Origin of the sequence: Acidocella sp. (genome assembly GCF_036489515.1) — a bacterium.
Classification (GTDB): domain Bacteria; phylum Pseudomonadota; class Alphaproteobacteria; order Acetobacterales; family Acetobacteraceae; genus Acidocella.
On sequence record NZ_DASXFO010000035.1, the window covers coordinates 23,089 to 46,408 of the forward strand.

The 23,320-nt window shown below is 63.2% G+C and carries 24 protein-coding genes; 18 read left to right on the top strand and 6 right to left on the bottom strand.

Going from position 1 to position 23,320, the window contains the following annotated elements:
* The first annotated feature begins 21 nt into the window (after positions 1-21).
* Genes VGG47_RS04890 through VGG47_RS04900 form a run of 3 tightly spaced genes read left to right on the top strand, consistent with a single transcriptional unit; the run spans position 22 to position 2,678 of the window.
* Positions 22-651: a cytochrome b/b6 domain-containing protein gene (locus VGG47_RS04890; RefSeq protein ID WP_331536008.1), complete on the top strand. Its 630-nt coding sequence runs from the start codon at positions 22-24 to the stop codon at positions 649-651.
* Positions 648-1,400, top strand: a complete 753-nt coding sequence (locus VGG47_RS04895; protein WP_331536010.1) for a molybdopterin-dependent oxidoreductase — start codon at positions 648-650, stop codon at positions 1,398-1,400. The genes VGG47_RS04890 and VGG47_RS04895 overlap by 4 nt, the downstream gene beginning before the upstream one ends.
* Before the next feature lie 54 nt (positions 1,401-1,454).
* Complete coding sequence (locus tag VGG47_RS04900) at positions 1,455-2,678, top strand: molybdopterin-dependent oxidoreductase (protein ID WP_331536012.1); 1,224 nt, start codon at positions 1,455-1,457, stop codon at positions 2,676-2,678.
* Positions 2,679-2,755: 77 nt separating this feature from the next.
* Here the strand turns inward: VGG47_RS04900 and VGG47_RS04905 are convergent, their stop codons facing one another.
* The gene (locus tag VGG47_RS04905; protein ID WP_331536014.1) at positions 2,756-3,139 is read right to left on the bottom strand and encodes a nuclear transport factor 2 family protein; all 384 of its coding nucleotides are present in this window, start codon (positions 3,137-3,139) and stop codon (positions 2,756-2,758) included.
* Between the two features lie 246 nt (positions 3,140-3,385).
* On the opposite strand from VGG47_RS04905, the gene VGG47_RS04910 reads away from it, so the two are divergent.
* Together VGG47_RS04910 and VGG47_RS04915 are read left to right on the top strand one after the other, a co-directional pair.
* Entirely contained in the window at positions 3,386-3,796 is a 411-nt protein-coding gene (locus tag VGG47_RS04910) for a GFA family protein (protein WP_331536016.1), read from the top strand.
* A gap of 260 nt (positions 3,797-4,056) precedes the next feature.
* A complete protein-coding gene (locus tag VGG47_RS04915; RefSeq protein WP_331536018.1) occupies positions 4,057-5,241 on the top strand; it encodes a TDT family transporter in 1,185 nt (394 codons plus the stop codon).
* A gap of 27 nt (positions 5,242-5,268) precedes the next feature.
* Here the strand turns inward: VGG47_RS04915 and VGG47_RS04920 are convergent, their stop codons facing one another.
* Both VGG47_RS04920 and VGG47_RS04925 read right to left on the bottom strand, forming a co-directional pair.
* Positions 5,269-5,802: a hypothetical protein gene (locus VGG47_RS04920; protein WP_331536020.1), complete on the bottom strand. Its 534-nt coding sequence runs from the start codon at positions 5,800-5,802 to the stop codon at positions 5,269-5,271.
* A complete protein-coding gene (locus tag VGG47_RS04925) occupies positions 5,684-6,616 on the bottom strand; it encodes a patatin-like phospholipase family protein (protein ID WP_331536022.1) in 933 nt (310 codons plus the stop codon). The genes VGG47_RS04920 and VGG47_RS04925 overlap by 119 nt, the downstream gene beginning before the upstream one ends.
* Before the next feature lie 250 nt (positions 6,617-6,866).
* Here VGG47_RS04925 and VGG47_RS04930 point away from each other — a divergent pair, with 250 nt between their 5' ends.
* The 9 genes from VGG47_RS04930 (at position 6,867) to topA (ending at position 18,204) form a co-directional block, all read left to right on the top strand.
* Entirely contained in the window at positions 6,867-7,610 is a 744-nt protein-coding gene (locus VGG47_RS04930; RefSeq protein ID WP_331536024.1) for an SDR family oxidoreductase, read from the top strand.
* A 251-nt stretch (positions 7,611-7,861) separates the two neighbouring features.
* Positions 7,862-9,928: an ATP-binding protein gene (locus VGG47_RS04935; protein WP_331536026.1), complete on the top strand. Its 2,067-nt coding sequence runs from the start codon at positions 7,862-7,864 to the stop codon at positions 9,926-9,928.
* Between the two features lie 222 nt (positions 9,929-10,150).
* Positions 10,151-11,245, top strand: coding sequence for a branched-chain amino acid aminotransferase (locus VGG47_RS04940; protein ID WP_331536028.1), 1,095 nt, complete (start codon positions 10,151-10,153; stop codon positions 11,243-11,245).
* A 212-nt stretch (positions 11,246-11,457) separates the two neighbouring features.
* Positions 11,458-12,381: an aspartate carbamoyltransferase catalytic subunit gene (locus VGG47_RS04945; protein WP_331536030.1), complete on the top strand. Its 924-nt coding sequence runs from the start codon at positions 11,458-11,460 to the stop codon at positions 12,379-12,381.
* A gap of 23 nt (positions 12,382-12,404) precedes the next feature.
* The gene (locus tag VGG47_RS04950) at positions 12,405-13,646 is read left to right on the top strand and encodes a dihydroorotase (RefSeq protein WP_331536032.1); all 1,242 of its coding nucleotides are present in this window, start codon (positions 12,405-12,407) and stop codon (positions 13,644-13,646) included.
* Positions 13,643-14,224, top strand: a complete 582-nt coding sequence (gene plsY, locus VGG47_RS04955; protein WP_331536034.1) for a glycerol-3-phosphate 1-O-acyltransferase PlsY — start codon at positions 13,643-13,645, stop codon at positions 14,222-14,224. The genes VGG47_RS04950 and plsY overlap by 4 nt, the downstream gene beginning before the upstream one ends.
* A gap of 152 nt (positions 14,225-14,376) precedes the next feature.
* Positions 14,377-15,354 carry a DNA-processing protein DprA gene (gene dprA / locus VGG47_RS04960; RefSeq protein WP_331536036.1) on the top strand — a complete coding sequence of 326 codons (978 nt, stop codon included), beginning with the start codon at positions 14,377-14,379 and terminating at the stop codon, positions 15,352-15,354.
* Positions 15,327-15,515 carry a hypothetical protein gene (locus VGG47_RS04965; protein WP_331536038.1) on the top strand — a complete coding sequence of 63 codons (189 nt, stop codon included), beginning with the start codon at positions 15,327-15,329 and terminating at the stop codon, positions 15,513-15,515. Before dprA ends, VGG47_RS04965 begins: the two co-directional genes overlap by 28 nt.
* A gap of 13 nt (positions 15,516-15,528) precedes the next feature.
* Positions 15,529-18,204: a type I DNA topoisomerase gene (topA, locus tag VGG47_RS04970; protein ID WP_331536040.1), complete on the top strand. Its 2,676-nt coding sequence runs from the start codon at positions 15,529-15,531 to the stop codon at positions 18,202-18,204.
* Positions 18,205-18,368: 164 nt separating this feature from the next.
* On the opposite strand, the gene VGG47_RS04975 is transcribed toward topA, so the two are convergent.
* Positions 18,369-18,878 carry a hypothetical protein gene (locus VGG47_RS04975; protein ID WP_331536042.1) on the bottom strand — a complete coding sequence of 170 codons (510 nt, stop codon included), beginning with the start codon at positions 18,876-18,878 and terminating at the stop codon, positions 18,369-18,371.
* A 326-nt stretch (positions 18,879-19,204) separates the two neighbouring features.
* Between VGG47_RS04975 and VGG47_RS04980 the strand changes: the two genes are divergently transcribed.
* From VGG47_RS04980 to VGG47_RS04995, 4 genes are all read left to right on the top strand, one after another.
* A complete protein-coding gene (locus tag VGG47_RS04980; RefSeq protein WP_331536044.1) occupies positions 19,205-19,450 on the top strand; it encodes an MAPEG family protein in 246 nt (81 codons plus the stop codon).
* The gene (locus VGG47_RS04985; protein WP_331536046.1) at positions 19,444-19,581 is read left to right on the top strand and encodes a hypothetical protein; all 138 of its coding nucleotides are present in this window, start codon (positions 19,444-19,446) and stop codon (positions 19,579-19,581) included. The genes VGG47_RS04980 and VGG47_RS04985 overlap by 7 nt, the downstream gene beginning before the upstream one ends.
* A gap of 360 nt (positions 19,582-19,941) precedes the next feature.
* Positions 19,942-20,631 carry a ligase-associated DNA damage response endonuclease PdeM gene (pdeM, locus tag VGG47_RS04990; protein ID WP_331536048.1) on the top strand — a complete coding sequence of 230 codons (690 nt, stop codon included), beginning with the start codon at positions 19,942-19,944 and terminating at the stop codon, positions 20,629-20,631.
* A 40-nt stretch (positions 20,632-20,671) separates the two neighbouring features.
* A complete protein-coding gene (locus VGG47_RS04995) occupies positions 20,672-21,343 on the top strand; it encodes a metallophosphoesterase (RefSeq protein WP_331536050.1) in 672 nt (223 codons plus the stop codon).
* Positions 21,344-21,492: 149 nt separating this feature from the next.
* Here the strand turns inward: VGG47_RS04995 and VGG47_RS05000 are convergent, their stop codons facing one another.
* Together VGG47_RS05000 and VGG47_RS05005 are read right to left on the bottom strand one after the other, a co-directional pair.
* The gene (locus VGG47_RS05000; protein ID WP_331536052.1) at positions 21,493-22,125 is read right to left on the bottom strand and encodes an MBL fold metallo-hydrolase; all 633 of its coding nucleotides are present in this window, start codon (positions 22,123-22,125) and stop codon (positions 21,493-21,495) included.
* Entirely contained in the window at positions 22,122-23,312 is a 1,191-nt protein-coding gene (locus VGG47_RS05005) for a pyridoxal-phosphate-dependent aminotransferase family protein (protein ID WP_331536053.1), read from the bottom strand. The genes VGG47_RS05000 and VGG47_RS05005 overlap by 4 nt, the downstream gene beginning before the upstream one ends.
* Positions 23,313-23,320: the final 8 nt, after the last annotated feature.

Here is a 23,320-nt window from a genome sequence, read left to right on the forward strand (position 1 = left end):
TGTTATTTCAGGAGACATCCCATGGTGTCGACGCCCAAACGCGCCCGCCGGCCGGCGCATCCGCTGCCCATCCGTTTGATGCACTGGACGGGCGTCTACGCCATGGCGTGCATGATTCTTAGTGGATTGGTGATCTACAACGCCTCCCCTCTCCTGCCGTTCAGTTTTCCTCGGTGGGCGGGCCTCGGCGGTTGGCTCGGCGGTGCGCTCGCATGGCATCTCAGTGCGATGTGGCTGCTCTTCGCGGATGGCGCGGCGTATCTCATTTATGGTTTCATGTCCGGGCATTTCCGGCGCGATCTTCATCCCCCGACCGTCCCGGAGCTCGCCCTGGACATCCGGGACGCCCTGAAATTTCGTCTCGCGCACCGGATCGGTCATTACAATGCCGTGCAACGTCTGCTTTACGCGGGAATCGTTGTCGTCATGATCGTCGCCGTCTTGACTGGCTTGAGCATCTGGAAGCCCGTTCAATTCGGTTGGCTCACCGGCCTCTTCGGCGGTTATCCAATCGCGCGGGGCATTCATCTGACGATGATGCTGTTGATCGTCGCCTTCATTGTCTTACACGTGACATTGGTGGTGCTCTATCCGCGCACGCTCGTTTCCATGGTCGTGAACGTCGCAGCCGAGCAGGATGAAGCGCCATGAACCGCACAAAACCAGTGGTTACCGCCGCAGAAATTCAAAAGGATCTAATGCCTCTGCGTCGCCGCGGCCTGTTGCGCGGGGGCCTTTCTTTGGGGGCGTTGACGCTCCTCACCGGATGCGACCTTTCCACGCATTCCGGCGTTGACGCGGCGTTAGAAGCCATGCTGCGCTTCGATGATGAAGTGCAGGCAGCCATATTTGGCCAGGACCGTTTGGCGGAAACCTACCCGGCCAGCGCTCTTACAATCCCGTTCCGCTTCAACGCCTATTATCCCGAATGGGAGGTCCCGAACGTCGATCCGAATTGGCACTTGGCGGTGTCAGGTCTGGTTGCCGATAAGACCCCCTGGAGCCTCGCAGCATTGCGCGCCCTTCCGCAAACGAGCCAAATCACGCGGCATATTTGCATCGAGGGCTGGAGTCAGATCGGCCAGTGGAGCGGCATTCCCTTGCAGGTTTTTCTCAAGCGGGTCGGCGCCGATCTTCGCGCGCGTTACGTGAACTTTACCTGTTTCGACGGCTATTCGACCAGCATCGACATGGCGAGCGCGTTGCATCCGCAAACCATCCTGGCGCTGGTCTTCGACAACCAACCTTTGGCCCCGCAATGGGGCGCACCGTTGCGTCTGCGCATCCCCACCAAACTCGGCTTCAAGAGTGCCAAAAACCTGCAATCCATCGAAGTCACCAATCGGTTTCCTGGGGGCTACTGGGAAAACCAAGGATATGATTGGTTTGCGGGCGTGTGAGCCGCAGCGCGGACCGTGATTGCTTGCGACGAAATCTGCCCGTAGGAACCGCCAATGCCTTCTCCGATCTGGCTCATCACCCTCCTTCCCTTGCTCGCGGCTGGGGCCTTCCTGTTCTTCCGTGCCCGGCTGCTGACCCGCTATCCGGCGTTACGCGCAATCCTGACCCATCGCCGCTGGTCCAGGCTCTATGCCTGGCAGCACGGGGCCTTTATCCTCTCCTTCCCGCTGCTGATGCTCACCGGGACGGCGCTTTATTTCGAGGCGTGGCACAGGGCGTTGATTGCCTGGCTATCGCAGATCCAGACCTTTCACTCCTGGTTTGGCCTGGCATTTGCAGCGGTGATTGTGGTGGCGGCTCTGGGCGCGCCGGTCGCGCCGAAACGGCCGCGCTGGTTTGACTGGCTATTGACCGGCTTTCTCACCATGGTCGTGACCTTGAGCGGCGTCGCACTTTGGAAACCCCAGCTCGTACCGGGCAGCTGGGATGCTGTAGCCTTCAGCGTGCATGGCTGGGCCTCCTATGCCTGGCTCGCCTGGATTCTGATCCATGCCGCGCTCCGACTCATCTCATTCCAGGCAAAGCACCCGCTGAACGCGCGCTTCGACTACAGGCGGCGCGAGGTGCTGTTGACCACCGCGGGAATGGCGGTGGTGGGCTCACAGCTGCTGAACTTCGCCGGCCGGCAGATTCAGGACGCAGCCATCGCCGAAGCCGCGCCCACCGGCGCCAGAGGCGCACCGAAAGTGCCGGTTTTCCCCGCTTATTATACCTTCACCGACGCATATCCGGACATCAAGCCTGCCGATTATAGACTGACGGTTGAAGGTCTGGTTGACCACCCTCTAACATTGACGCTCGATGAGATGCAGAAGATCGGGCCGGAGACAGCCAGGCGGAACTTCGTCTGCGTAACCGGCTGGAGCGTATCGAACATCAGCTGGACAGGAGTCAGCCTCGCCACGCTCATGAAACTGGCTGGGGCTCACCCTGAGGCAACTCACATCATTTTCCATTCAGCCGACGGCACCTATGTCGATCAGCTGAGCGTGAAGGACGCGATGTTGCCGGGCATGATGCTCGCTTACCAGATCGACGGGCAGCCTCTGCTGCGCGAGGGCGGTTATCCGGTCCGGCTGATCGTGCCGCCGATGTATGGCTATAAATCCGTTAAATGGGTGAACAGGGTCGTGCTGGCGTCCGATGGCGTTGTCGGCACCTGGGAGCGTTACGGCTATGCGGATGCGGCGTGGCTGCCGGGGCAACAGACCGTTTGAATGAGCTTGGAAATGGTTCGATTCCGGCTGTTGCGTAACGCACCAATGCAACTTGGTGCCGCATGCGCTTCGCCTGACTATGACGGCCGGTGGGAGATGGAAGACAGCTGGCCCGCTTTTTCAATATCGAAGCGCTTAACGTAGCCGCCCTCAATGTGGAATACATGCCGCACCGTCTCATCGAGCAAGAGGGCACCCTTGAGATCATGGACGACCTGATGAACCTCGACGGCAGTGGAGCCGTCCTTTCCTTGGCTGATCTGCATAGGATCGACATGGGGGCTTATGGATGACCATTGCTTGGTCCAGTATTCCCTGACGGCTTCCCTGCCATGAACATGACCCCCGTCCATGCCATTGGCCCAAGCTACATCGTCAGCAAGTGCCGCCAGCACAGCGTCAATATCTCGTGCATTGAAGCCCTCGTAAAGTTTCTTAACCAGTTGCGCATCAGCCGTCATTTTACATCTCCATTTTGGAAGGCGGGGTTGCGTCATACCGGCTCCGCATACACACCGAGACCGATATGCTGGGGGTGGCCGAGAGGCTGAAGGCGGCGGTTTGCTAAACCGTTATACGTTGTCGAGGCGTATCGTGGGCTCGAATCCCATCTCCCCCGCCATTGCCCTAACCGTGCATAATTCTTGAATTACAAAAACGGCTGTGAAAGGATGGCGGTCTGCACATATCGAATGGGATTTCGGTAGATGATCTTCGGCGGCTGCCTCTGCGGCACTGTGCGTTACCAGACCGCAGCTTCACCACTTGCCGCGGGGCTTTGCTGGTGCCGCGTCTGCCAATACATAGCAGCAGGGAATGCCACCGCGAACATCTGTTTTCCGGTCGGCGGCTTGGAGATCACCGGCACCATGACAGATTACATCAGTACCGCCGACAGCGGCAACGTCATGCACCGGCGGTTCTGCCCGGTCTGCGGCACGCACCTGTTCACCGCGTCCGAAGCACGGCCGGCGCTGCTATTCGCGCGAGCCGGCACGCTGGACGACCCAGAAATCATGAAGCCTGCGGCGACGATCTGGACCGCCAGCGCCCCGGCTTGGGCGTGTATCGACAAGAGCATTCCAAAATTTGACCACCAGCCGCCTCCGATTCCTTAAAGAATCGCCAGAATCAACCTGTCAAACTTCGCAATGGACGCCACACAAAGGCTAGCCAGAATCGCCCCTTCTCGGGCCGTGTGTACTTAATCCTCCCATCAAATCAGATATATTTTGACCTCTTCTCAGCTTGGCCATACGCGCTCGACACACTGGTATAATAAATAATCAGAAAAAATGTTTAATATAACAAATTCAAACAAATTTATTTATTGATTGTCTGCGTCTATGTTCGCTCCAGGATAAAGGAGCCGCACCCAATGTTCAAAATCGTCCGACCCTTCACACATCACGACCATCCGAGAGAAATTGTCCGCCAGTTCACCCCGAACTGGTTCACCGCGACGATGGGCACCGGTGCCACCGCCCTGGTCATCAACCAGTTTCCCCTTCACATCCCTGCTCTGCACGAAATCGCCGCATCGCTTTGGCAAGCCAACATCGTGCTGTTCGCGGCTTTGACCCTGCTTTTTGTCGCGCGCTGGATCTTTTTTCCTGATGGCGCGGCAAGAACCCTCAGCCATGCCGTCACACCCATGGCTCTCGGCGCCATCCCGATGGGCCTCGCCACCATCGTCAACGGCTACATCGCCTTCGGCATCCCCCGTTACGGGAGCGAAGCCGTGGTGATCGCACAGACCCTATGGTGGATCGACACTGCGCTGGCCGTCGGCGTCGGTCTTCTGGTCCCGTTCCTGATGTTCACGCGCCAGCAGCATCGCATGGAGACCATGACCGGCGTCTGGCTTCTGCCGGTGGTGGCCTGCGAGGTGGCGGCAGCCAGCGGCGGCCTGTTGGCGCCGCATCTGGCGAACAGCGTCGCCGCCGCGCATCTGCTGTTCACCTCGTACCTGCTGTGGTCATTCTCCGTCCCGCTCGCCCTGAGTATCCTGGTCGTCCTGTTCCTGCGGCTGGCCCTGCATAAACTGCCGAAACGCGACGCCGCGGTCTCCACCTGGCTGGCTTTGGGCCCGCTGGGCACCGGCGCGCTTGGCCTGCTGGTCCTGGGGCATGACGCCCCCGCCATTCTCGGCGCCGTCGGCATGGGCGATATCGGCACCGTCGCCCGCGGCATTGGCCTGATCGGCGGGCTCGTCCTCTGGGGCTACGGCGCCTGGTGGCTCACGATGGCGGTTGCAACCACCCTCACCTATTTGCGCCATGGCCTGCCCTTCAACCTCGGCTGGTGGGGCTTCACCTTCCCCCTGGGCGTCTTCACCCTGGCAACGCTGACCCTCGGCGCACAAACCGGCATGACGGTGTTCACGATCATCGGCGCCGGCCTGTCGGTCGTACTCGCCGCCCTCTGGGTAACCGTCGCCACCCAGACCCTGATCGGCGCTTATCACGGCCATCTGTTCGCCGATCCAGGCCTCGCCGGTGGCACCGCGCCGCAGGCGGCACCGGCTCACCCGGCAGGGCTGAACACCGCCAGCCCCAACTGAAACAGGACATGCTTCAAGGCGGGTCGGCTATGCGGCCCGCCTCAGCAAGCCAGAACCTATCGTCAGACATACGAGGGCGAACCTCATGGAACTATCCCGTCGCGATTGGTTCGGCCAGTATCGCGTCATGCATGTCACCTCTCCCACGGAGCCGATCCACTCGCGCGGCGGTTGTTTCGTCCAGTTGTAGCCATGCCGGGCGCGTTGGAATCCGTAGTTGAATAGGTCCAGCATGTAGCCAGGGTCGAACGGGGCAGGAAGTTCCTCGGTGAAATCCGAGCCGATATAGGCAAGATTGTACGCGACGTCGTCATCTTGTGTGGTGTTGTAGATGCGCTCGATGTCGTTATAGCCGCTGGCGGCAATCATGGTGGATATGGCGCGGCCGGCAATGCCGAGTGTGCGGCGCCTCACGGAAGACCAGTCGGGGTCGAGCCGGGCGTTACGGATGATATAGGCGTCGATCTCCGGGACAAGTTTGCCTTGCTCGATGCGCTCGCGTCGATCCTTCGTGATCGAACGCGGATAGAGGAAAGCCTGCGAGAAAGCGCCGCCGTCCACATGCATCTCCTGGTACGGCACCGTCCACGGTGACGTTGATCATGGTTGGCGGGAACGCGCCAGGAATCGCGGCGGAGGCGAGCAGCAAACGGCGAATAATGTCCAGCGCGCGCGGATCTTTGCTGGTGGCGATGGCGCCGATGTTCCAGGTCACCGCCAACTGGGCATCGAGGTCTGTCGTGCCGATCAGCAATAGTCGCCCCCTTAGATAGGCTCGGGCGATCGCTGTCTGCATGTCGGTGGTGACGTAGCGTGAAATAACCTTGTATAGTGGCGCATTGTCGGCCATCGCATCGCTGAAGAGGACGCCGGAGATGAGGTTGCGTTGAGTCAGCACATTGGCTGGCTTGAGTCCCGTATAGACCTGACGCAGTTGCGGGTCGTAGGAAGATCCGAGGAACGCGAAAGGGGCGGTTAGAGCGCCGGTGCTGACGCCGGTCACCAGTTCGAAGACAGGGCGCGTGCCAGTTTCAGTCCAGCCGCACAACAGCCCCGCGCCGAAGGCCCCGTCTTCACCTCCCCCAGACACTGCCAAGAGCTCGATCTGTGGCGGCATCTGATCTGGCGCAAGGCCGAGGGTCTTTTCGCGGCGCCGCAGAGCAGCCAGAAACTCCGCGTATAATGCATCTGTCCCGTAGGTTGGGTAGAAGCGTGCATTGGGCAGCCCCAGCACGCTGGCACGGGTTGTCTGACCGAGCGGCACGGCGGGCCCCCGCGTCGGCGTGGCGCAACCGGGGAGGAGCGGCGCGACGCTCGCACCTGCAGCCACGCGAAGGATGCGCCGCCGGGAAAGGGTATGAAAACGTTTCTCCATCGACGCGTCCTCATCATTTTTTTGAATTTTTGACCGCGTGTTCTATCGGTAGACGACCAAGTGCCGTCGAAAGTTCTGGACCGGCTCGTCATCGGTGCCCGTCTAGGCGTGTTTGGCTCACGTGCTGGGTAAAAAGTGTAGGCGGCTTTTCGGTTGTGGAGCAAGCGTTTGGCCGCATCGCCAGATGCTGCACCGGGATGGCCTGCACACTTGTTTAATGGTGCTTCACCTGTCGGAAAGTCGAGGGCACATGGGAACGTTGCTGATAACAGGGGGAACACGCGGCATCGGGCGGGCGACCGCGCTGCTTGCGGCTGCGAAAGGATGGGCGGTTGCGGTCACCTACCTGGGAGACCAGAAAGCGGCGTTGGACACCGTTGCGGCCATTGAAGCGGAAGGCGGTCGCGCCGTCGCTGTGCAAGGAGATGTTTCTATCGAAGGCGACGTGCTTCGTCTCTTCGAGACGGCACAAGCCAGGCTCGGTCTGCTTGGCGGCGTGGTCGTCAATGCCGGGATCGTGGCGCCATCGATGCCTCTCGCCGATATGAGCGCCGAGCGCCTGCGGCGCATGTTCGACGTCAACGTACTAGGCGCCTATCTCTCGGCGCGCGAGGCGGCCAGACGCCTGTCCCACAGCCGTGGCGGACCGGGCGGCGCGATCGTGCTTGTCTCCTCGGCCGCCTCCCGGCTGGGATCGCCCTTCGAATATGTCGACTATGCAGGATCAAAGGCGGCGCTCGACACACTCGCCATCGGTCTCGCGAAGGAACTGGGCAAGGACGGCGTCCGGGTCAACGCTGTCAGGCCGGGCCTGATCGACACGGACATCCATGCAAGCGGAGGCCAGCCTGATCGCGCCCAGCGACTTGGCAGCGGAACGCCTATGGGGCGTCCAGGACGCCCCGAAGAGGTCGCTGCCGCCATCGTCTGGCTGTTGAGTGATGAGGCGTCCTACACGACCGGTGCCATCCTGGACGTCGCCGGTGGACGCTAGCGGCGTGCCCCTTCTCAGCCTTGGGTCGCCGGGGGGCGAGAGCTCCCACCGGCTTGCTCCGGAAACGCTGGAAAATTTGTTGCGAAAACGATACCTTGGGTTGTAAAGTGTGGATCAAAGCGACGTCAGCGTCCTTTGCCACCCCCGAAAACTTGGCCTCAAAGATGGGGAGTTCCTGCAGTTCAGCGGCGGATTTTCGCTCCAAAAGGCGCCTAACACAGACGGACCGCATCACAGTGCCCAACACAACTTTGTCGATATCCGTTGGCGGTTTCAGGATCACCACCCCGCCTTTCTGGCTCGTGGTTACGCTGCCGCTGGGCTATTTTGCGGCCGGTTGGCTTTCGATTTCATATTTTGGTGTCGACACCCCGATCTGGGTGTCGAACGCCTTCGCGGTGACGGCCTTGCTGCGCAACAAACGCTCCACCTGGCCGGTTCTGCTGCTCCTCGCCGCCATCGCCGATTTCGCCGTGATCGAATTATTCCAAGGCGGCCCGCGCATAGCACCGGGCGTCGCCGCCTGCGATGTCTCCGAAATCCTGCTCGTGGCGCTCTTGTCCAGCATTGGCGGCGTGCCGCGGACCGACAACATCTGGTCGCTCGCCAAGCTTGCACTGGCCTGTTTGCTGGTGCCGACCATGAACGCGGCAATCGGGGCCGAATTGCTCATCATCGCCTATGGCGCCCCTTTTTTCGTGAGCTGGAAAACCTGGTATTTGGCCGAGATCTGCGGCCTGCTGACCGTCGTCCCGTTGCTGCTGAGCTGGACCGAGCGCGGCCTGCGCGGGAATCGTTCGCCGCGCGCGCTGACGGAGACCATTCTCCTCGCCGGGCTTGTCGCCGTGATCGGCTATATCGACTTCACCGATCCCTTGCCGGGGCTGTTCTTCGCCTTCCCGTTCCTGCTCCTCGCGGCGTTCAGCGGCCGGCTGCTCGGCGCCACCACGGCCACAGCCGCCCTGACGACGGTCGCGATCTGGATCACCTTCACGGGGCATGGGCCGATCGCGGCCTATGCCGGCGCCGACACCGTCACGAAGGTCGAGGTTTTACAACTTTACATCGCGATGGTCCTGCTCGCGACTTTGCCCGTTGCCGCCATTCTGGAGCAGCGCGAGACACTCGCGGCGCAGTTGCGGGAGACCACCAAAACCGCCGAGGCCGCGGCACGGGCCAAATCGGAATTCATGGCGGTCATGAGCCACGAGATCCGTACCCCCATGACGGCGGTTCTCGGCATGGCGGACTTGCTCGCGAATGATGACCTCTCTGCAAAAAAAGCGAAAGAATATGTCGAAGCCATTCAAAGCTCAGGCCGGCATCTGCTCGCGCTGATCAATGACATTCTCGACTTTTCCCGTGCCGATCAGAAAAAGCTTGATCTGGAAACCATCGATTTCGACCTGCGCGAAGTTCTGGAGCAGGTGCGCTCGCTCCTGACGCCCCAGGCGGCCGAACGCGGATTGGAACTGCGCTTTGAACACGACGGCCAGTTACCCCACATGCTCCGGGGGGATCCGACGCGGATCAAGCAGGTGCTGGTCAATCTGGTCGGTAACGGGATCAAATTCACGCCACGGGGCCATGTCACGGTCGCGATTCACCGTCGTGTGGCAAGCCATGGACGGGATCTGTTTCGCTTCGAGGTGCGCGATACCGGCATCGGCATCCCAGAGACCAAGCAAGGAGTCCTGTTTAACGCCTTTAGTCAGATGGACTCCTCAACGACCCGTCGATACGGCGGCAGCGGGCTCGGCCTGGCGATTTCCAAGAAGCTGGTCGAAGCGATGGGCGGAGAGATCGGTGTCGAGAGTCGGCCGAGCATGGGCAGCCTGTTCTGGTTCGACCTCCCTCTGGCGCAGGGCGACATCACTGCCCCTCAGGCGGCCGAACAGCACGTGCTAATTCCCAGCCGGCCGCGACATGTGCTGCTGGTGGAAGATGTGGAACTCAACCAGGTGCTCGTCGCCGATATGCTGCGCTCGTATGGCCACAAGGTTACAATCGCCGAGAATGGTGAGGAAGCGATCACGCTCGCCGCGCGCGGACCGTTCGATCTGGTGCTGATGGACGTGCAGATGCCGGTCATGGATGGGGTCGAGGCAGCCCGCCAGATCAGAAGGCTGCCGCCGCCGGCCAGCGCGGTGCCGATCCTGGCCTTGAGCGCCAATGTCATGCCGGAGGATCGCGCACGCTATCTGGCGGCGGGCATGAACGGCGCGCTCACCAAGCCGATCGACTGGCCGCAATTGTTCGAAGCCCTGGCAAAGTACGGCGCCGAAACCCAGGAAGATAAGAAAGCGGCCGCTTTTTAAAAAAAGCGGCGCAAAAATTTTTATTTATGCTGGGCCATGGGCGGTGTCGGCGACAACGCCCATGGCCCAGCATAAATAAAGTTTTTTGCTGCTTTTGTTCACAAAAAGTAGCCTTCCCTTCTCATCCCTTCCTCACAACACAGCCATCGCCGCTCCCGCTTCACGGGAAGGGGATTTTGTTGCAAATGTTCCTGGTGTTCATCATCAGCGAAAGATCTCATCGTGGCGCCTGACCTCAGCTTTGCACATATTCCAAATGCCGCTGCCGTGCCGGCGGCGCAGCGGGCCTCTTTGCTGGAGAATCCCGGCTTCGGGACCTTGTTCACCGACCATATGGTTGTCATCGAGTACACTGAGGGCGTCGGCTGGCATGACGCCAGGATCCAGCCGCGTGAGACGATCGCCCTGCATCCGGCGGCCGCCGTGCTGCATTATGCCCAGGAAATTTTCGAGGGGTTGAAGGCCTATCGCACGCAATCCGGCGAGATCGCGATGTTCCGCCCCACGGCGAATGCCCAGCGCTTCCAGGCGTCAGCCGACCGCCTGGCGATGCCGCACCTGCCGCAGGAACTGTTCATGCAGTCCCTGGAACAGCTGATCAGCGTCGACCGCGAATGGGTGCCGAACGATCCTAACAAGAGCCTGTATCTGCGCCCGTTCATGTTCGCCAACGAGGCGTTTCTGGGCGTGCGGCCGGCCAAGACCTATCTGTATGTCGTCATCGCCTCTCCGGTCGGCGGCTATTTCAAGGGCGGCGCCGAGGCGGTTTCCGTCTGGGTGAGCGAGCGTTACAGCCGCGCCGCCGCGGGTGGCACCGGGGCCGCGAAATGCGGCGGCAACTACGCCGCGAGCCTGCAGGCGCAGAGCGAGGCCTCCGCGAATGACTGCGCCCAGGTGGCGTTCCTCGACGCCGCCGAGCATCGCTGGCTCGAGGAAATGGGCGGCATGAACATGTTCTTCGTGTTCGATGACGGCTCGATGCTGACGCCGCCGCTGGGCGGCACCATCCTCCCCGGCATCACCCGCGACTCCATCATCACCCTCGCCCGCGACGCCGGCATCACGGTGCGCGAGGAGCGCTACGCCTTCCAGCAATGGCGCGAGGATACGGCGAGCGGCCGGCTGCGCGAAGCCTTCGCCTGCGGCACCGCCGCCGTGGTCACACCGATCGGCAAGGTGAAGTTCACCGGTGGCGAGATGCAGATCGGCGATGGCGCGCATGCCGGACCCACGACGAAAATGCTCAAGGAGTCCCTGGTGAACATCCAGCGCGGCCAAGCCAAGGATCCGCACGGCTGGGTACACCGCGTGGCCTGAGAAGAAAGCGGCGCAAAAATTTTTGCTATGCTGGGCCCTGGGCGTTGTCAGCGACAAGGCCCATGGCCCAGATTTATAAAGTTTTTTTGCTACTTTTTGTTCACAAAAAGTAGCCTTTCTTCCTTCCTGCCCGGATGGCGTTGAAAAACGCCATGATCGCGAATTCCAGCCACTTCCCATACACCGGTTGGTTGTGGTCTAAGCGCATTTTAATGACATCCTTCCGCCATCTGCTCGGCATCGAGGGCCTCAACCCCGTCGCCGTAACCTCGCTGCTCGACCTCGCGGAGAGCTATGTGCTGCTCAACCGTTCCGGCAAGACCCAACGGGACCTGCTGCGGGGGCGCACCCTCATCAACCTGTTCTTCGAGGATTCGACGCGCACCCGGACCAGCTTCGAGCTGGCCGGCAAGCGGCTCGGGGCTGACGTGATCAACATGTCGGTCTCGACCTCCTCGGTGACCAAGGGCGAGACGCTGCTGGACACCGCGGCGACACTGAACGCGATGAATTGCGACCTGCTGGTGGTGCGCCACAACCGCTCCGGCGCCCCGGCGCTGCTGGCGCAGAAGGTCGACGCGGCGGTCATCAATGCCGGTGACGGCACGCACGAGCACCCGACCCAGGCGCTGCTGGATGCCCTCACCATCCGCCGCAACAAGGGCCGCATCTCCGGCCTCACCATCGCCATCTGCGGCGACATCGCGCATTCCCGGGTTGCCCGCTCGAACATTCTGCTCCTCACCATGATGGGCAATTTCGTCCGTCTCGTCGGTCCGCCGACGCTGATCCCGCCGGGCATCGATGCCGCCGGCGTGACGGTGCATACCGACATGGAGGAAGGCCTCAAAGGGGCCGACATCGTCATGGCGCTGCGCCTGCAGAAGGAGCGCATGGATGGCGGCTTGGTCCCCAGCGCCCGCGAATTCTTCGCCTATTACGGGCTCGACCGCCGCAAGCTGGGCTTTGCCAAGCCGGACGCGCTGGTGATGCATCCCGGCCCGATGAATCGCGGCGTGGAGATCGACAGCGACGTCGCCGACGACGCGGCGCGCTCGGTGATCAAGGAACAGGTGGAAATGGGCGTTGCCGTCCGCATGGCCGTACTCGATACTCTGGCGCGGGGGTACAATTGATCCTTTTCCGTAAAATCAGGTTCTTGGACGAAACCGCTCAGTCTCTGCTTGAGGGCGAACTGCTGGTGCGGGATGGCAGCATCGCCGATTTCGGGACCTCGCTCGGCGTGCCGGACGGCGCGGAAATCATCGAGGCCGAGGGCGCGGTGCTGTGCCCGGGGCTGGTCGATCTGCGCGCCTCGCTCGGCGAGCCGGGCTTTGAATATCGTGAGACCATCGCCAGCGCCGCCCTCGCCGCTTCGGCGGGCGGCATCACCACCATCGCCGTGCTGCCTGACAGCAAGCCGGCGCTCGACGACCCGGCGCTGGTGCGCCAGATCGTGCTGCGCGGCGTGGAAACCGGCTCGGTCACGCTGCTGCCCTATGGCGCCGCGACGCGCGGCTGCCGCGGCGCGGAGCTGGCGGAATACGGCCTCCTCCGGGATGCCGGCGCGATCGCCTTCACCGACGGGACCAAAAATATCGCCTCCTCGCGGCTGATGCGCCGCGCGCTGGCCTATGCCAGCGGGTTTGGCCTGCGCATCGTGCAGCATGCCGAGGACGTGGAACTGGCCAACGGCGGCGCCGCGACCGAGGGCGCGCGCGCCAGCTGGATGGGCCTGCCCGGCATCCCCGCCGCCGCGGAAGCCATCGCCGTGGCGCGCGACATCCGCCTCGCCGCCCTGACCGGCGGTGCGGTGCATTTCGCCCACATCACCACCGCGGAATCCCTCGACCTGATCCGGAAAGCCAAGGATCAGGGGAGCAAAATCACCTGCGATACCGCGCCGCCCTATTTCGACCTGAACGAAACCGCGATCGGCGATTACCGCACCTATTTGAAACTTTCACCGCCGCTGCGGGGCGAGGAAGACCGGCTGGCCGTGCTCGCCGCCCTGGCCGACGGCACGATCGACGCCATCGCCTCCGACCACCAGCCGCGCGACGCCGACGACAAGCGCCTGCCCTTCGCCGATGCCGCACCGGGCGGCGCCGGTCTCGCCACACTGCTCGGCGTGACGCTGGCGCAGGTTCAGTCGGGGCATTTGTCCCTGGCCCAGGCGTTGGCGCTGCTGACCTCCAAGCCCGCCGCCTGGCTGGGCCTGGACGCCGGCAAAATCGCCAAGGGCAAGCCTGCGGATTTGTGCCTGTTCCACCCCGACCGGTCCTGGCGCGTCACCGCCGGGCAGTTGCCCGGCAAGGCGCAGAACACGCCGTTCGACGGCAGGGCGCTGGAAGGCGTGGTGCTCGGCACCTGGAAAGCCGGAAGCCGGGTCTTCGGATGATCTTCTGGTCCCTCCTCCTTTTCGGGTATCTTTGCGGGTCCATCCCTTTTGGCCTGGTGCTGACGCGCGCGGCCGGGTTGGGGGACATTCGCGACATCGGCTCGGGCAATATCGGCGCGACCAATGTGCTGCGCACCGGCAACAAAAAAATCGCCGCCGCCACCTTGCTCCTGGACGGGGCGAAGGGGGCTATCCCGGTGCTGGTGGCGGCATCGTTCGGCCAGACGGTGATGCTGTGCACCGGTCTCGCCGCACTGCTCGGCCATCTTTTCCCGATCTGGCTGCGGTTCAAGGGCGGCAAAGGGGTCGCGACCGGCCTTGGCGTCCTGCTCGGCGCATTTCTGCCGGTGGGGCTGATCTCCTGCGCCGCATGGCTGTCGATGGCTCGGTTAAGCCGTTATTCCTCGCTCTCCGCATTCACCGCCTTCGCCGTCGCGCCGCTGGCCGCCTTGGTGTTCGGGCGCTGGCATTTGGCGGTACTGGCCGCGATCATCGCCGTTCTGGTCGTCTGGAAACACCGCGAGAACATTTCCCGGCTGCGCGCCGGCAGCGAACCGCGCATCGGCAAAAAGGCTTGAAAAAGCGGCGCAAAAATTTTTGCTATGCTGGGCCATGGGCTGTGTCACCGACAACGCCCATGGCCCAGCATAGCAAAGTTTTTTTGCTTCTTTTTGTTCACAAAAAGAAGCCTTCTCCTTGATTGCTTAAGCGAAAGGCTGAAACCGAGCCCATGAGCGATTTTGACCGTCTGCGTCTGATCCGAACGGAGAGCGTGGGACCAGTCACTTATCGGCGGCTGATGGCGCGCTTTGCGACGCCGCGGGAGGCGCTGGCAGCGCTGCCCGACCTCGCCCGCGCCGGCGGCCGGGCCACGGCCCCGGCGATTCCCTCGGAAGCAGCGGTGGAAGCCGAACTCCGCGCCCTGCAGCGCATGGGGGGTAGACTCTTGTTCCTCGATGGTCCGGACTATCCCCCTTTCCTGGCGCAACTGCCCGACGCCCCCCCGGCGATTGCGGTGCTGGGCGGCGCAAAAATACTTTCCGACCGGGCGGTGGGTGTGGTCGGGGCGCGCAATGCCTCGGCCAACGGTATGCGCCTCGCGGAGATTCTCGGCGCGGAGCTGGCGGCGACGCTGGTGGTGGTCTCCGGCCTTGCGCGCGGCGTCGACGCCGCCGCCCATACCGGTGCGTTGCGGGCGGGCAAGACCGTCGCCGTCATCGCCGGCGGGCTCGACGTCGCCTACCCGCCGGAACATGCCGCCCTGCAGGCGCGCATCGCTGAACAGGGCGCGGTGGTGGCGGAAGCCCCGCTCGGCACCGCGCCGGTCGCCAAACATTTTCCCAAGCGCAACCGCATCATCGCCGGGCTGGTGCTGGGGCTGGTGGTGATCGAGGCGGCGGCGCGCTCCGGCTCGCTGCTCACCGCGCGCCTCGCCAATGAGGCCGGGCGGGAGCTGTTCGGCGTGCCCGGCTCGCCGCTCGACCCGCGCTCCGCGGGGGCCAACGACCTCATCCGCCAGGGCGCGCATCTGACCGAATCGGCCGCCGACGTGCTGGCCAACCTGCCCGATTTTCCGGGCCGCGAGGGCCTGTCGCGCGACCCGATGTTTCAGCGGATTTCTGCGCCCGGTTTCGCTGAATCGTCCCCCCGCGTTTCGGGGAAGGCGACAAAGCCGACGAGGTGGAACTGGCCCGCGCCCGCCGCCTGATCCCGGATCTGATCGGTGCCGATCCGGTCGCAGTTGACGAGATCGCACGGCGCTGCCAACTGTCCTTGACCGCCATAACGGCGGTCCTGCTTGAACTAGAACTCGCGGGAAGGGTGGAAACCCTTGCCGGTAACCGGGTGGCACGCCACGTAGACCCATGATCGGAAACGGTTTTTGACTGATATCGTCATTGTCGAGTCCCCGTCCAAAGCCAAGACAATCAACAAGTATCTGGGCGACTCATATAAAGTATTGGCTTCGTTCGGCCATGTGCGCGACTTGCCGGCGAAAGACGGCTCGGTCCTCCCCGACGAGGATTTCACCATGCTCTGGGAAGCCGATGAGCGCGGCCAGAAGCATATGGGTGAGATCGCCCGGGCGCTGAAAGGTGCCGGCACGCTCTATCTGGCGACCGACCCGGATCGCGAGGGCGAGGCGATTTCCTGGCATGTGCGCGCCATGCTGGAGGACAAGAACGCCCTCAAGGGCGTCAACGTGCTGCGCGTCACCTTCAACGAAATCACCAAATCGGCGGTGAAGGCGGCGATGGCCGCCCCCCGCGCGCTCGACCAGCCGCTGATCGAGGCCTATCTCGCCCGCCGCGCGCTGGATTACCTGGTCGGCTTCACCCTCTCTCCGGTGCTGTGGCGCAAGCTGCCCGGCAGCCGCTCCGCCGGGCGCGTGCAGTCCGTGGCGCTGCGGCTGATCTGCGAGCGCGAAGCCGAGATCGAGGTTTTTCGCCCACGCGAGTACTGGACCATCGAAGCCGGCATGGTAACGCCCTCGGGCGCGCCCTTCCCGGCCCGGCTGACGCATTACCAGGGCAAGAAGCTCGATCAGTTCGACCTCAACGACGAGGCCAAGGCGCTGGCCGCCCGGGCCGCGGTCGAGGCCGGGAATTTCACGGTTGCCCAGGTCGAGAAAAAACGCACCCGCCGCAACCCGCCGCCGCCTTTCATCACCTCCACGCTCCAGCAGGAGGCGAGCCGCAAACTCGGGTTCTCCTCGCAGCAGACCATGCGCCTGGCGCAGCAGCTCTATGAAGGCGTGGAAATCGGCGGCGAGACGGTCGGCCTGATCACCTATATGCGAACCGATGGCGTGCAGCTTGCCAAGGAGGCCGTCACCGCCTTGCGCGCGCAGATCAAGTCCGACTTCGGACCGGATTATGTGCCCGTAGCCCCCCGCGAATATGTCTCCAAGGCCAAGAATGCCCAGGAAGCGCATGAGGCGATCCGCCCCACCGACGCCTCGCTCAAACCCGAGCGCGTGGCGCGTATGCTCAACGCCGAGCAGGCGCGGCTCTATGAGCTGATCTACAAGCGGGCCATGGCCTGCCAGATGCAGGCGGCGGAGCTGGACCAGACCAGCGTCGACATGACCGACGGCAAGGGCCAGACCCTGCGCGCCACCGGCTCGGTGCTGGCGTTCGACGGGTTTCTGCGCCTCTACCGCGAGGACCTGGATGAACCGGCGGAGGATGATGACGCGCGGCTGCTGCCGCCGATCGGCAAGAATGACCCGCTGAAAACCGCCAAGGTCGAGGCCAACCAGCATTTCACCCAGCCGCCGCCGCGCTATTCCGAGGCCTCGCTGGTGAAGAAGATGGAGGAGCTCGGCATCGGCCGGCCCTCCACCTATGCCTCGATCCTGACCGTGCTGCGCGACCGCAACTATGTGCGCCTGGAGGCGCGGCGCTTCATCCCCGAGGATCGCGGCCGCCTCGTCACAGCCTTCCTCACCAGCTTCTTTGCGCGCTACGTCGATACTGGCTTCACCGCCAATCTCGAGGAACAGCTCGACGAGATCGCCGAGGGCAATGCGCGCTGGCGCGACGTGCTGCGCGCCTTCTGGAGCGATTTCTCGGAGGCCGTGGCGCAGACCAAGGAGCTGAAAATCTCCGACGTAATCGACGCGCTCGACGCCGATCTCGGCCCGCATTTCTTCCCCGCCCGTGAGGACGGGTCCGACCCGCGCGCCTGCCCGGCCTGCGGCACCGGCCGCATCGGGCTGAAGCTCGGGCGCTTCGGCAGCTTCATCGGCTGCTCGAATTATCCCACTTGCCAGTACACGCGGAAACTGGCGGTGGACGGCGGCGACACCCCGGATGACTCGCTGAAGGACGGCATGCGCCTGCTCGGCCAACATCCGGAGACCGGCGAGGACATCGCCCTCAAGCGCGGCCCGTACGGGCTGTATGTGCAGCAGGGCGAGCCCGACCTGGCCGACAAGAAGGCCAAGCCCAAGCGCGCCTCGCTGACGCGCGGCATGACCCCGGAAACGCTGAGCCTGGACGACGCGCTCGGGCTGTTATCCCTCCCGCGCCTGGTCGGCCTGCATCCGGAGACGGGGCAGAAAATCGAGGCGGCGGTGGGGCGGTTCGGGCCGTACGTGAAAATGGGCGCGATCTTCGCCTCGCTCGACCGCGACGACGACGTGCTGCATATCGGCCTGAACCGGGCCATGGACCTGATCGGCAAGAAGCAGGATTCGATCCGCAGCCTCGGCGAGCACCCCAAGGACAAGGAGCCGGTGGTGGCACGCAAGGGCCGCTTCGGTCCCTATGCGCAATGGGGCAATGTGGTCGCCAATCTGCCGAAGGGCACCGAACTCACTGAGGTGACACTCGACGAGGCGGTGGCGCTGCTGGCGGAAAAAGGCAAGGTGATGGCGCCACGCGGCCGCAAGGGGGCCAAAAAGCCCGCCGCCAAGGCCAAGACCAAGGCCGCCCCGGCGGTCAAGGCGGCCGCGCTGAAACCCAAAGCCCGCCCGGCGGCGAAAAAAGCCGCCACCCCGGCTAAGCCCAAGGCCAAGCCGGCCGCCAAAGCGAAGGCCAAAGCTGCTCAGTGAAGCAGCCGCTTTTTGAAAAAAGCGGCGCAAAAACTTTTATGATGCTGGGCCTGAGGCGGTGTCCGCGACAACGCCCATGGCCCAGCATTAACAAAGTTTTTTTGCTACTTTTTGTTCACAAAAAGTAGCCTTCCCTTGCGTATCTAGATGGGTCTGCTGCTTCTCTAGATGGGTCTGCGCGCGGCTTCCTTCTCGGTGCCGGCGCTCTCGGTGGCGGGTTCAACGATCTTCTTCGTGAATTTGCCGCTACTCTGCAGGCTGTCATGCGCCGCTTCGGCGCTCTTGTCGGCCACGGTCTGGACGGCTTTTTTGGTGTCCCGGAGCGATTCCTCGGCCGCCTCGGTCAGCAGCTGCGTCGCCTCGGTGAAGCCGCCGCGCAATTCCTCGGTGACTTCCCGCATCATGGTGATCATGCGGTCGAATTCCTGAAACGCCCCATCGGCGCGCGCCCCATTCTCACTCCGTGAGTTGAAGCGGGACATGCGGTTCGCCAGCACGTCCTGGCCGAATTGCATCTCCAGCCGCGCCGCCGACATCATGCTGTGCAGCATTCGTTCCTGTGCGCGCAGCACCCTGAGGCCGGTCAGCTGCCAGTTCCGCACGAAAGTCTCGGGCGTTACCGCCAAAATCGCGCGGGTTCGTTCATGCGCGGCTTCGTGTCTTGAAGTTTCCATGCTTGTTTCTCCTCCACGGGTGACATGACTATACGCATCGCGGGGGCCGACGGATAATGAAGATTGTTGTCCTAAAGAACCATTTAACGAAACAGCCATGCGCTGGTGAGGTCCTGAACGAACAATTATACGACAATCCCCCGCCCCTTTTATCATCACGCACGACGTCAGGCTGGACGTTGCACCGCGCGGCCGCTCGCTTGAGCCATGCTGTCGCTCGTGCCAACGAGATTAGAGCGCCAACAAGGTCAGCGCATGATTGGGGTGGCACGATCATGCTCTAGGCTGCCGGCAACCGCAACCAAAATCGGGACAGGAGCGACACCATGAGCATACCGATCACCCTTGGTGCCGCCGGTGTTCTGGAACTGATTTATGGCGTCCTGACCTGCCGGGTTTTCGTCGTGCGCTTTCGCAGCCGCATCATGCTGGGGGATGGCAGCGGATCGGGCGGGGAAAAACTTCTGATCGCGGTGCGCACGCATGCGAATTTTGCCGAATACGTGCCGCTGATCCTGCTCCTGCTCGGCGCCGCGGAGTTGCAGCATGCCAGCCAGCCGCTGCGGTGCTGATCCTCGCCCGCGTCCTCCACCCGATCGGCATGGCCTTGCCGGCGCCGAACCTGTTCCGAGCCGGCGGCGCGACGCTGACCCTCGCGGTACTGGTCGCCGCCAGCCTCACGGCCGTCGCCCTCGCGTTCTAGATGATCCCGCCTTGCAGGAGCCGGTGGCTCACAAATCATTCCTCCAGCAAAATTTTTTGAACAAACCGTGAACATTTTATCTGGGCGTTACGGCCCCTGCGCCGCACGAGTCGCGCCGCCGCCGCCGCTTTGCCGGCCCGGAAGCATGGGGGCGGATCACGCATCGGGTGCTGAGCAGGGTTTCGCCTCTTGCAGTGCCGGTGCTGACGGGAATCGGCCGCGCACGGGTTTTTAGCGGCGCGGCGCGGTGTTTTTGTTAGTCGAAATAGATGCTGTGGTAGCAGAAGCCAGGTTGAAAACCCCTGCTGGACAAAAATTTATTCGTAGCCCTGAAGGGCAGAATATGCTTGTTCACCGGCCATGACCGCTGCACCGATTCACTTTCGTGATGAACGATTGATGCTCGACCCCGCAGGTGCCGCCTTCTGGCCAGCCAAACGGGTGCTCATCGTTGCCGACCTGTATTTCGAGAGACCCAGAGCGCTCGCCGCGCGCGGCGCCCTGCCGCCCTCCGACACGCGCGCGACACTGGAGCGACTGAACCGCCTGGTGCGGCTGTACCGGCCGAAAAAGGTCATCGTCCTGGGCGACAGCTTTCGCGGCCGTGACGCCACCCGGCTGAGCCAGGACGACCTCTCGCGCCTCGAGGCGATGGCCCGTGAGGCGCAGTTCATCTGGATCACCGGCAACCAGGAGGCCACCCCGACCGGCATGCCGGGGATGTCGGTGGCGCAGTATCGCGAAGGCCCGTTCACCTTCCGCCATCAGGCCGCCTCCGTCCTCGGCCCGCGCGAGATCGAGATTTCCGGCCATTTCCATCCCAAGGCCAGCATCGAGGCCCGCGCCAAGCGCGTCAGCCGCCCCTGCTTCGTCACCGATGCGGCGCGGCTGATGATGCCCGCTTTCGGCGCCTATACCGGCGGGCTGGACGTGCATGACGCGGCGATCTCCCGGCTGTTCCCGCGCGGCCTGCGCGTGTTCCTGCTCGGCCAGGATCAGCTCTTCTCCTTCGCCCTGGAACAACTCGGCCGCATGGCCGAGGTGGCATGACCTCAAGCGCCGTCTGGTGCCGTGCCCAGCGGATAAAACCATGATTCCCGCCGGCGTTCCCTTGCGCGTGGTCGGCGATGTGCACGGCGATGCACGGGCTTTCGCGCTGGCCGCCGAGACCGACCGCTACATCGTGCAATTGGGCGACCTGGTGGATGACGGGCCGGACACGCCCGGCGCCCTGGCCATCATGTTCCGGCTGATCGACGAGCAGCGCGGCATGTTCCTGCTCGGCAACCACGATTTCAAGCTGGCGCGCGGCCTGCTCGGGCATCATGTGAGTGGTGCTGCCGTGGAGCGCAGCCTGGGCGAACTGCCGCTTGCCATGCACCGGCGGACCCTGCAGGAAATCATGAATGCCCCAGCCTGGGTGGCGACGCCGCGGGCCTTGTTCGTGCATGGCGGGTTTCACCCGGCGATGCGCCGCCAGGCCTCCCCGTCCTTCCCGATGCGTCGTCCGGACCCGCTGGTGGCGCGCGCGCTGTTCGGCCAGACCACCGGCCGCGCCACCGAAGCCGGCCGGCCGGAACGCCTGCTGGACTGGATCGATGACATTCCCGCCGGGATCACGGTGTATTGCGGCCATGACCGCCGCAGCCAGGACGGACGCCCCTATATCCGCGACAACGAAGCCGGCGGACGCACCGTGTTCCTGGACACCGGCGCCGGCAAGGGCGGGCATTTGTCGTGGTTGGATATTGATCCGGTCTGATGAAAGGAAGAAAGCAGCCGCTTTTTAAAAAAAGCGGCGCAAAAATTTTTGTTACGCTGGGCCATGGGCGGTGTCGCCGACAACGCCCATGGCCCAGCATAGCAAAGTTTTTTTGCTACTTTTTGTTCACAAAAAGTAGTCTTTCCTTCCTACCGAATAAACGGATTGCTCTGCCGCTCCGCACCGATCGTGGAGGCCGCGCCATGGCCGCAGATGAAGGTGAAATCATCCGGCAGGACCATCAGCTTTTCCTTGATCGACGCGATCAGCGCCGCGGAATCACCGTAGGGGAAGTCGGTGCGGCCGACCGAGTTGCGGAACAGCACGTCGCCGAAAATGCCGAAATTCAGGGCGCGGCTTACGAACACCATGTGCCCCGGCGTATGACCCGGGCAGTGCAGCACCGCGAATTCCGTGCCGCCGATGGTGATGACCTCCCCCTCCGCGAGCCAGGCATCTGGTGTGCAGTTTTCGGCCGCAAAACCGAAAGAATCCGCCTGCACCTTGATGCCGCGGAGTAGGAAATCGTCCTGCTCACCCGGCCCGGTGATTTTCACGCCGAGCTTTTCAGAAAGTTCCTGGGCGCCGCCGGCATGGTCGAGATGGCCGTGGGTGAGGAAAATATCCGTCACCCGCACGCCTTCCTGTGCGATGGCGGCGACGATCGTCGCGACGTCGCCGCCGGGATCGATCACCGCCGCGTCCTTGGTCTCGCTGTCCCAGATCAGCGCGCAATTCTGCTGGAACGGGGTGACCGGGATCAGCTTGACCTGCAGGGTCATTTCGCCAGGGCCTCTATCGCCGCCATTATGCCGCCTTTGCTGTGCGGCATGCCGACCTCGCCCATGGCGATCTCCACCGTCGCCAGCGTGCCGAGGATCATCGCCTCGTTGAGGTCGCCCATATGGCCGATGCGGAACACCCTTCCGTTGAGCTCGCCGAGCCCGCCGCCGGTGGAAACGTTGTAGCGGTCGAGCAGCACCTTGCGCAGCGCGTCCGCATCATGCCCCTCCGGCACCTCGAAGGTTGTGACGGAATCCGAATAACGGTTCGGGTCGCGGCAATAGAGTGTCGGCCCCTGGTTGCCGCCCCAGACGCGCCCCGCCGCGCGCACCGCCTCAGCCAGGCGATGATGGCGCGCCCAGACATTTTCGATGCCTTCCAGCTCCAGCAGGCGCACCGATTCCGCCAGGCCGAAGAACGGCACGATCGGCGCGGAGCCGGTGAAGCTGCGGAAGCGCCGCGCCAGCATCGCCGTCCAGTCGAAATAGAAGCGCGGCAGGGTCGCCTTTTTATGCGCCTCCAGCGCCTTCGGGCCGACCGCGCTGAACGCCATGCCGGTCGGCAGCATCAGCCCTTTCTGGCTGCCGCCCACCACCACGTCGACGCCCCATTCATCCATCTTGAAGGCGAAGCAGCCGAGCGAGGAGATGGTGTCGCACAGATACAGCGCCGGATGTTTTACCTCATCGAGCACCGCGCGGATTTCCCGCAGCGGCAGCACGACGCTGGTCGACGTCTCGTTGTGCACGACGCAGACGGCCTTGATCTCATGCGCCTTGTCGGCTTCCAGACGTGCCTGGAGGGCGGAAAGTTTTACGCCCTCATGCCAGTCGACGTCGAGCTTCTCGACGTCGATGCCATGGGCGCGCGAAAGGGCGGCCCAGGTGCCGGAGAAGTAGCCGCCACCGATCATCAGAACCTTGTCTCCGGCGGAGAACAGGTTGACCATCGACGCTTCCCAGCCGGCATGGCCGGAACCGGCATAGAAAAAGACTTCATGTTCCGTGAACAGAATGCGCTTCAGCCCGGCACGGGCCTGGTCGTAGATTTCCAGGAAGTCGGCTTCCATGAAATCCAGGCTGTTGCGGTCCATCGCCCGCAGCACCGAATCCGGAATGTTGGTCGGTCCCGGATTGGCGAAGAAATGCCGGCCCGGCTTGCGGCCCGGCGCCGCACGCTCGGTCATTTTGTTCA

Coding starts and splice junctions, on each gene's coding strand:
- VGG47_RS04890 (WP_331536008.1), top strand. CDS start 22: ATGGTGTCGACGCCCAAACGCGCCCGCCGGCCGGCGCATCCGCTGCCC.
- VGG47_RS04895 (WP_331536010.1), top strand. CDS start 648: ATGAACCGCACAAAACCAGTGGTTACCGCCGCAGAAATTCAAAAGGAT.
- VGG47_RS04900 (WP_331536012.1), top strand. CDS start 1,455: ATGCCTTCTCCGATCTGGCTCATCACCCTCCTTCCCTTGCTCGCGGCT.
- VGG47_RS04905 (WP_331536014.1), bottom strand. CDS start 3,139: ATGACGGCTGATGCGCAACTGGTTAAGAAACTTTACGAGGGCTTCAAT.
- VGG47_RS04910 (WP_331536016.1), top strand. CDS start 3,386: ATGATCTTCGGCGGCTGCCTCTGCGGCACTGTGCGTTACCAGACCGCA.
- VGG47_RS04915 (WP_331536018.1), top strand. CDS start 4,057: ATGTTCAAAATCGTCCGACCCTTCACACATCACGACCATCCGAGAGAA.
- VGG47_RS04925 (WP_331536022.1), bottom strand. CDS start 6,616: ATGGAGAAACGTTTTCATACCCTTTCCCGGCGGCGCATCCTTCGCGTG.
- VGG47_RS04930 (WP_331536024.1), top strand. CDS start 6,867: ATGGGAACGTTGCTGATAACAGGGGGAACACGCGGCATCGGGCGGGCG.
- VGG47_RS04945 (WP_331536030.1), top strand. CDS start 11,458: ATGACATCCTTCCGCCATCTGCTCGGCATCGAGGGCCTCAACCCCGTC.
- plsY (WP_331536034.1), top strand. CDS start 13,643: ATGATCTTCTGGTCCCTCCTCCTTTTCGGGTATCTTTGCGGGTCCATC.
- dprA (WP_331536036.1), top strand. CDS start 14,377: ATGAGCGATTTTGACCGTCTGCGTCTGATCCGAACGGAGAGCGTGGGA.
- VGG47_RS04975 (WP_331536042.1), bottom strand. CDS start 18,878: ATGGAAACTTCAAGACACGAAGCCGCGCATGAACGAACCCGCGCGATT.
- VGG47_RS04980 (WP_331536044.1), top strand. CDS start 19,205: ATGAGCATACCGATCACCCTTGGTGCCGCCGGTGTTCTGGAACTGATT.
- pdeM (WP_331536048.1), top strand. CDS start 19,942: ATGACCGCTGCACCGATTCACTTTCGTGATGAACGATTGATGCTCGAC.
- VGG47_RS04995 (WP_331536050.1), top strand. CDS start 20,672: ATGATTCCCGCCGGCGTTCCCTTGCGCGTGGTCGGCGATGTGCACGGC.
- VGG47_RS05000 (WP_331536052.1), bottom strand. CDS start 22,125: ATGACCCTGCAGGTCAAGCTGATCCCGGTCACCCCGTTCCAGCAGAAT.
- VGG47_RS05005 (WP_331536053.1), bottom strand. CDS start 23,312: ATGACCGAGCGTGCGGCGCCGGGCCGCAAGCCGGGCCGGCATTTCTTC.